This window comes from Bradyrhizobium sp. 23, from assembly GCF_023073295.1.
Classification (GTDB): Bacteria; Pseudomonadota; Alphaproteobacteria; order Rhizobiales; family Xanthobacteraceae; genus Bradyrhizobium; species Bradyrhizobium canariense_D.
This window is the reverse complement of record NZ_JADPJF010000042.1, coordinates 430217-437490: the sequence shown is the minus strand read 5'-3', so window position 1 is coordinate 437490 and position 7274 is coordinate 430217. Positions and strand designations below refer to the sequence as shown.

Genomic DNA, 7274 nt, shown 5'->3' with positions numbered 1-7274 from the left:
GTCCATGACGATGGCGGGAAACGGCTCGTGCTGACGCAGCATGCGTTGCAGGGCACGGTTGATGCTCGTCATGCCGGGCGCCTCGAGCGCGGGCTCGGAATAGGACGGCGCATAGCCGGCGGCCAGCAGCAGCTCGTTGCGTTCGCGCAAGGGCACGTCGAGGGCTTGCGCAAGGTCGAGCAGCATCTGGCGGCTCGGAACGCTGCGGCCGCTCTCGACGAAGCTGATGTGCTTCTGCGAGACGCCGGCGTCGAAGGACAGGTCGAGCTGCGTCTTGCCGCGAATGTCCCGCCATTGACGCAGCAGCGCGCCCGCGGAACTGGCGCGCGTCTTGAGGGCACTGGCCGTCGCTTTCATGGCCGACTGATCCTTCCTGTCGATGTGCGGCATCGTCAACGCGCATCGGCGGCGGTACGTCGGCTTGTCCGAGGCACCACCGCCGATGGTAGCAGGTTCTGGCGATCAACCGAAGGCGACCGGCCCCACGGCACCGACCCAATGCCGTACCTTGGTGTCGTTCCTCTCGTCCATGTAGAAGAAGTGCGTCATGGTGGGATGAACCGTCTTCATTGAGGGATCATCGGGTGTCATGTCCACGACACCCCGAAACACCTTCAGCGAGCCCGCGTCCCAATATTCGGTGACGTGATGGAGCGCGGTGAATCCGGTGTCGATGAAGGCCTTCAGATTGCCGCGGATCGCCTCGCGCCCCTTCCAATCGGCGACGCCGAGGTTGCAAACGGCATCTTCCGTAAAACAGTCGAAGCCTGGTCCGAAGGTCTTGTTGTCGATCTCCCGCCACATGTCGAGCAGCCATTGCGGCGGCTCCTTCTTCGTAAACACGACTTGCATAGCTCTCTCCTCATGCACCGACACACACGCGACAGGAGGCTTGATGGAATGCTTCCTGTCGGGTGAATGAACCGGGACAGTAGCCAGGCTGCAGATGGGCTCAATTACATGCCAGGTAATAAGGCGCGTTCGGAGGCCTCCTCTTTCCCTTCGCCCGACTTTATGGAACCCTACGACGATGCGCCGGATCATCGTTGTAGGCTGTCAGGGTAGCGGAAAGACGAGCCTCTCCCGAAATCTCGGGCAAAAGCTCGCGCTGCCGGTGGTGCATCTCGACGTGCTCTACTGGCGGCCGGGATGGAAGCCATCCGACAAACCGAACTTCCGAGCACGGGTTACTGAGGCGATCGCGGGCGACGCATGGGTTGTCGACGGCAGCTTCTCGGGACTTGCCTTCGATCTCACGCTCGCGCGCGCCGATACGCTGGTCGTCATCGACCGCCCGCGCTGGCTCTGCCAGTGGCGCATTCTCCTGCGATCCGCCTTCGATCGCGACAAGGCCCGGCCTGATCTCCCGGAGGGGTGCCCCGAGCAGTTCGACTGGAAATTGATGCGCGAGGCGTGGCGCTACGACACCGAGCGCGCGCCTGTCATCGAGGCCGAGCGTATGCAGTATGGCGCTGACGTTCCGGTCGTGCGCTTGAGACGCGATCGAGACATCCAGGGGTTTCTGGATTCGCTGCACGGCACATGATGGATGGCGGTGACGTGAGACCGGACGATCAGGATTTCTTCTGCGCGATGCGCGCGGCGAATGCCTTCATCAGGTCGGTATCCGCCGCCTCGCCTTTCGCATCCTCGGCGAGGTGGTCGAACCAGCGCGCAAAGCCTTCGTAAACCTGGCTCGCCGGATGATCGGGGCCGAGGAAGCCGGAAATCTCCCGCATCTCCGCGACCCAGCGATAGGCTTTCGGAATCATGTCCGGCAACGCGACTTCGAGCCGGGCCAGAACCGCGGGCTGGCTGAGTGCGAGTTCGTCGCGCAGCGCATCCGCAGCCCCCGCTTTCGTTGCCGCGACCACCATCGCCGCGCCGATCCCGGCGAGGCCCTTGACGATCCCGGCATAGGACATTTTCAGCGCGGACGCGGCACCGACCGGCCCTTCGACGATCCGCACGTCGAGCCCGAAATCCTTCAGCACGGCGACATCCTTGGCGTGCTCGCCCGACATGTAGAAGGCCGGGCTCTTGCCACCGGGCTGGGGCGGGAACCCGATGATGCCGGCATCGACGAACGGCGCCTGTGCCGAGCCGATGATCTCCTCGATCCTCATCACGGTATCGACGTTGACGGCATTGCAATCGACCACGACCGGCTTCTTCTCGCGCCGGACGATCAGCCCGGCCAGCCGCTCGGCGAGCGCCACGGCTTCGCCCGGCGGCACGATCGACAGGATGATGTCGGCGTCCGCGATCGCGTCGTCCTCGGCGCCGATCATGCCGGCATCCGTGGCGCGTTTGCGCGTCGCTTCGCTCCGCCCTCTCAACGACGTCAGCACACGCGCACCGTGCTCGCCGAGACGGCGGGCCACGGCACTGCCCATGGCACCGGGCGCGAGGATCGCAATAGTTTTGGACATCGTGCACTCCAGATCGAAGCCCGAGCAACGCGCTCAGTTCAATCGGAGACTAGCAGAGGACGAGACGCCCGCGTGAACGGCGGCCATCCCGCAGGGGAATGGCCCTACTCCACCTTCGCAGGCTGGGGCTGCACCGCCGCCGAGGCGTTGGCAATACGCGCGGCATTCGCCATGCCCGCCAGCGCCGCTGCCTTCTTCGAATCGGGCGCTGAGCCCGGCTGCACGACGCCGGCCGACATGATCAGCGTCGCGGCATCCTCGGTGCTCATGTCGACCTCGACGATCTTGCTCTTGGGCACATAGAAGAAGAAGCCGGTCGTCGGGTTCGGCGAGCACGGCAGGAACACCGAGACGTGCTCCTCCTGACCCGGCAGGCTGCGGGAGACGTCCTCGTTCGGCGCTTGCGAGATCAGCACGATCGACCACATGCCCGGCGAAGGAAACTCAACCAGGCCGACTTTGCGGAAGCTCGAGCCCTTGCCCGAGAACAGCGTCTCGAACACCTGCTTCAGGCCGCGGTAGATGGCGCGTACCGCCGGGATGCGGCCGAGGAAGGTCTCGCCGACATCGACCAGTGTCCGGCCGATCAAATTGGCCGCAAGGAAGCCGACCAGCGTCAACGTGAAGAATGCGACGATCAGCCCCCAGCCGGGAATGACATAGGGCAGATAAGTCTCGGGCCGATAGGCCAGCGGCACGAACGGCCGCACCACGCCATCGACCCAGGTGACGAACCACCAGACCAGATACAGCGTGATCGCAATCGGCCCCGTCACGATGAGGCCGGTGAGGAAATAGTTACGGAAGCGGCCGATCAGGCCGGTATGCGGCTCGGGCACGGCATCAAGAGGCGCAGGCGCGTCGTCACGGGGGTTCATTCGGGTTCCAAGTCAGTCGCTTCGTCCAAGCTAGGGTCTTCTAGCAGGTTTTGGAAGACCACGAAGCGTCCCGCACTCGACCCCTCTGCCTATTCCACCGTCACGGATTTCGCGAGATTGCGCGGCTGGTCGACATCGGTCCCCATGATGACCGCCGTATGATAGGCGAGCAGCTGAACCGGGACCGCATAGACCATCGGCGTGAACGCCGCCGCCATATCGGGCATGACGATGGTGACGAGGGACTCGACGGTTGCCTCCTGCGCGCCTTTGGCGTCGGTCATCAGGATGATCTTGCCGCCGCGAGCGGCGACCTCCTGCATGTTGGAGACGGTCTTTTCGAACACCCGGTCGTAGGGCGCGATGACGACGACAGGCATGGTCTCGTCGATCAGCGCGATCGGGCCGTGCTTGAGCTCGCCGGCGGCATAGCCCTCGGCGTGGATGTAGGAGATCTCCTTCAGCTTCAACGCCCCTTCGAGGGCGAGCGGGAAGCTGGTGCCGCGACCGAGATAGAGCACGTCGCGAGATTTCGCGATCTCGCGCGCGAGCTTCTCGATCTGGAGCTCGGTGGTGAGCGCATCCGACATCAAACGCGGGATTTCGACGAGCCCGTGAACGAGCTTGGTCTCGTCCTCGTCGGTCAGTTCGCCGCGGGCCTTGCCGGCCGCGATCGCAAGATTTGCCAGCACCATGAGCTGGCAGGTGAACGCCTTGGTCGAGGCGACGCCGATCTCTGGGCCGGCCAGCGTTTGCAGCACGGTCTCGCTTTCGCGCGCGATCGTCGAGGTCGGCACGTTGACGACGGCCACCGTGTGCACGCCTTGGGCCTTGGCGTAGCGCAGCGCGGCCAAGGTGTCGGCGGTCTCGCCCGACTGCGAGATGAAGATGGCGAGATCACCCTTGCGCAAGGGCGCCTCGCGGTAGCGGAATTCGGAGGCGACATCGACCTCGACCGGCACGCGCGCGAAACGCTCGAACCAGTATTTTGCGACGAAGCCGGCGTAGCTCGCAGTGCCGCAAGCCGTGATGTTGATGCGCTGGATGTTCTTGAAGTCGAACGGCAGCTTGACCGGCAGCGAGACCCGCTCGGTCGCCATGTCGACATAGCGTGCCAGCGTGTGGCCGACCACTTCCGGCTGCTCGTGGATCTCCTTGGCCATGAAGTGGCGGTAATTGGCCTTGTCGACCAGCGAGGTCGAGGCCGCGTGCTTGGTCTTCTCGCGCTGGACGGCATGGCCGTCCTTGTCGAAGATCGAAGCGCTTGTATGGGTCAGCACGACCCAGTCGCCGTCCTCGAGATAGCTGATCGTGTCGGTGAACGGCCCGAGCGCGATGGCGTCGGAGCCGAGATACATCTCGCCGTCACCATAGCCGATCGCGAGCGGCGGACCGTTGCGCGCGCCGATCATCAAATCGTCCTCGCCCGCGAAGATGAAGCCGAGTGCGAACGCGCCGCGCAGCCGCGCCAGCGTCAATTTCACCGCTTCCACCGGCTTGTTGCCGCGCGTGAGCAGGTCGTCGACGAGATGCAGCACGATCTCGGTGTCGGTCTGGGTGTGGAACACCGTGCCTTTCTTTTCGAGCTCCTCGCGCAGCTCGCGGAAATTCTCGATGATGCCGTTGTGAACGACGGCGACACGCTCGGTCGCGTGCGGGTGCGCATTGTTCACGGTCGGCTTTCCGTGGGTGGCCCAGCGGGTGTGACCGATTCCGGTCGTGCCCTTGAGCGGCTCGGCCTCCAGCCGCTTCTCCAGATTCTTCAGCTTGCCCTCGGCGCGGCGGCGCTCGAGATGCTTGCCCTCGAGCGTGGCGACGCCCGCGGAATCATAGCCGCGATATTCAAGACGTTTGAGCGAATCCACCAATTGCTCTGCAACCGGCTGGCGCCCGAGAATGCCGACAATCCCGCACATGCCGATCAATATCCCCCAAATCGTCGAAAAATCGCCTAAACGACCAGCTCGGTTTTTAGCGAAGTTCCTAAGGAACCAGATACTCAATAATTATTGCTGATTGAGACAGCACCGACGGCGACCGAGCCTCGCCTGCGTCGAACTGGCTGGGCCTTAAACCGCGCGCGTTAACTTGTTGTCAACAAATTTGGCCAACCCTTGCGTACCAAGGAGAGAGGCCATGAAAGGCTCATCCAACCGCAAAGGCCTGTCATCGATGGCGGTGCGCGCCAGCGAGACCACCGGCACGCACCTCGCGCATTGGCCGCCGCCCCAGCGCGGCAAGGAAAGCAAGCCCGTCTTCATCAAGCATGTCGCGGGCGAGCCGGCGAAGCGTGCCAAGCCGCGCGGCTGGCGCCTGACGCGCGCGATCTTCTCCGAATTCGCCGACGACGAATAGCGGCGTTCATTTCTCCGGCTTCTTGCCACCCGTCTTCAGCTCGCGATAGCGCACCGCCCCACCTTCGCGGATGGTCTGCGGGCTCCGCTCCAGCGCCATGGCGTCATCAGGCACGTCGCGCGTGATCACGGAGCCCGAGCCGATATAGGCGCCGTTGCCGATTGTCACCGGTGCGACCAGCGAGGAGTTGGTGCCGACGAAGGCGCCCTGCCCGATGATCGTCTTGTGCTTCTTGAACCCATCGTAGTTGCAGGTGATGGTGCCGGCGCCGATGTTGGAATTGGCGCCGATGGTGGCATCGCCGATGTAGGAGAGATGGTTGACCTTGACGCCGGCCTCCAGCGTCGCGGCCTTGGTCTCCACAAAATTGCCGATGCGCGCGCCGTCGCCGAGCGAGGTGCCGGGCCGCAGCCGCGCATAGGGGCCGATGGAGACCTTCTTGCCGAGCTTGGTCTCGACGATATGCGAGAAGGAATGGACCACCGTGCCGTCGCCGATCGAAACGCCGGGGCCGATCACCACGAAGGGCTCGATCGTCACGTCCTTGCCGAATACGGTATCCGCGGCGAGATAGACGGTTTCGGGCGCGATCAGCGTGACGCCGGACTCCATCGCCACTTTCCGCAACCGCGCCTGCATCACGCCTTCAGCCTCGGCGAGCTGCGCCTTGGTGTTGATGCCGCGCACTTCGTCCTCGCTGGTTTCGATCACCACGGCATCCCATCCCTGTTCGCTGATAATGCCGACCGCGTCGGTCAGATAATACTCGCCCTTGGAATTCGCATTGCCGATCTTGTCGAGGATCGCGAGCGCGCGGCGGCCGTCGATCGCCATAACCCCGGCATTGCACAGGTCGATCTTGCGCTCCTCGGCGCTGGCATCGGCCTGCTCGCGGATCGCGACCAGGCGGTCGCCCTCGACGATGAAGCGGCCATAGCCGGTGGGATCGGCGGCGCGGAAGCCGAGTGCGGCAATTGCGGCGCCTTTGGCCAGCGGCGCGCGCAGCCGCGCAAAGGTCTCGGCCGAGATCAGCGGCGTGTCGCCGAACGCAATCAGCAGATCATCCACGCCCCGCGCAATGGCATCACGCGCCGCCAGCACCGCATGTGCGGTGCCGAGCCGTTCCTGTTGCATGAAGGTGAGCGCGTCGGGACGGATGCGCCTTGCTTCGTCCGCCACCGCCTGATGATCGGGTCCGATCACGACCGCGAGCGAGGTGCCGGTTCCCTTGGGCGCCGCGGCGAGCACGTGGGCGAGCAGGCTCTGGTGCGCGACAGGATGCAGCACTTTCGGCAGGTGTGAGCGCATACGCGTGCCTTCGCCGGCGGCGAGCACGATCGTGAGGCTGGAACGGGCGGTCATCGCAATCCTGTCAATCGGCCGAATCAATCGGCGCCAGCGGGCGACGGGCCGCCCTCATCAGCTATCGCCTTGCTACCCCCGCAAACGCCCGGAGTTCAAGTGCGACACGCTTTTCCTGTTAATGTTCCCTGATTGATTCGGGGAAGCCGGACAGGGGTTGGGCACTTAACGTTCATGGCAAAGGATTCCGACCCACTGGCGGATGCCTTCGGCGCCAAGGAGACCGGCGGGCTGTTCTCCGGACTTG

At 64.3% G+C, this 7274-nt stretch carries 8 protein-coding genes; 2 read left to right on the top strand and 6 right to left on the bottom strand.

Annotated elements, in window-relative coordinates; genetic code table 11:
- Both IVB32_RS11920 and IVB32_RS11915 read right to left on the bottom strand, forming a co-directional pair.
- The coding region (locus tag IVB32_RS11920) for a helix-turn-helix transcriptional regulator (RefSeq protein WP_247410406.1) at window positions 1–357 on the bottom strand (357 nt) is incomplete at its 3' end.
- Window positions 358–462: 105 nt separating this feature from the next.
- Window positions 463–852 (bottom strand): nuclear transport factor 2 family protein, encoded by a 390-nt coding sequence (locus tag IVB32_RS11915; RefSeq protein WP_247296670.1) that lies wholly within the window; start codon window positions 850–852, stop codon window positions 463–465.
- A 262-nt stretch (window positions 853–1114) separates the two neighbouring features.
- Between IVB32_RS11915 and IVB32_RS11910 the strand changes: the two genes are divergently transcribed.
- The gene (locus IVB32_RS11910; RefSeq protein WP_247410404.1) at window positions 1115–1546 is read left to right on the top strand and encodes an AAA family ATPase; all 432 of its coding nucleotides are present in this window, start codon (window positions 1115–1117) and stop codon (window positions 1544–1546) included.
- A 28-nt stretch (window positions 1547–1574) separates the two neighbouring features.
- Here IVB32_RS11910 and IVB32_RS11905 read toward each other — a convergent pair whose 3' ends face one another.
- From IVB32_RS11905 to glmS, 3 genes are all read right to left on the bottom strand, one after another.
- A complete protein-coding gene (locus IVB32_RS11905) occupies window positions 1575–2432 on the bottom strand; it encodes an NAD(P)-dependent oxidoreductase (protein WP_085353114.1) in 858 nt (285 codons plus the stop codon).
- 104 nt (window positions 2433–2536) lie between these two features.
- Window positions 2537–3310 (bottom strand): DUF502 domain-containing protein, encoded by a 774-nt coding sequence (locus IVB32_RS11900; RefSeq protein ID WP_018457941.1) that lies wholly within the window; start codon window positions 3308–3310, stop codon window positions 2537–2539.
- Between the two features lie 89 nt (window positions 3311–3399).
- Window positions 3400–5226 carry a glutamine--fructose-6-phosphate transaminase (isomerizing) gene (gene glmS, locus IVB32_RS11895; RefSeq protein ID WP_247296667.1) on the bottom strand — a complete coding sequence of 609 codons (1827 nt, stop codon included), beginning with the start codon at window positions 5224–5226 and terminating at the stop codon, window positions 3400–3402.
- Window positions 5227–5446: 220 nt separating this feature from the next.
- Between glmS and IVB32_RS11890 the strand changes: the two genes are divergently transcribed.
- Complete coding sequence (locus tag IVB32_RS11890) at window positions 5447–5665, top strand: hypothetical protein (protein ID WP_018457943.1); 219 nt, start codon at window positions 5447–5449, stop codon at window positions 5663–5665.
- 6 nt (window positions 5666–5671) lie between these two features.
- On the opposite strand, the gene glmU is transcribed toward IVB32_RS11890, so the two are convergent.
- Window positions 5672–7027, bottom strand: a complete 1356-nt coding sequence (gene glmU / locus IVB32_RS11885; RefSeq protein WP_247296665.1) for a bifunctional UDP-N-acetylglucosamine diphosphorylase/glucosamine-1-phosphate N-acetyltransferase GlmU — start codon at window positions 7025–7027, stop codon at window positions 5672–5674.
- Between the last annotated feature and the right edge of the window lie 247 nt (window positions 7028–7274).

Bases quoted from the DNA above. Each gene is read 5' to 3' on its own strand.
- IVB32_RS11905 (WP_085353114.1), bottom strand. From the start codon at position 2,432: ATGTCCAAAACTATTGCGATCCTCGCGCCCGGTGCCATGGGCAGTGCC.
- glmU (WP_247296665.1), bottom strand. From the start codon at position 7,027: ATGACCGCCCGTTCCAGCCTCACGATCGTGCTCGCCGCCGGCGAAGGC.
- glmS (WP_247296667.1), bottom strand. From the start codon at position 5,226: ATGTGCGGGATTGTCGGCATTCTCGGGCGCCAGCCGGTTGCAGAGCAA.
- IVB32_RS11900 (WP_018457941.1), bottom strand. From the start codon at position 3,310: ATGAACCCCCGTGACGACGCGCCTGCGCCTCTTGATGCCGTGCCCGAG.
- IVB32_RS11890 (WP_018457943.1), top strand. From the start codon at position 5,447: ATGAAAGGCTCATCCAACCGCAAAGGCCTGTCATCGATGGCGGTGCGC.
- IVB32_RS11915 (WP_247296670.1), bottom strand. From the start codon at position 852: ATGCAAGTCGTGTTTACGAAGAAGGAGCCGCCGCAATGGCTGCTCGAC.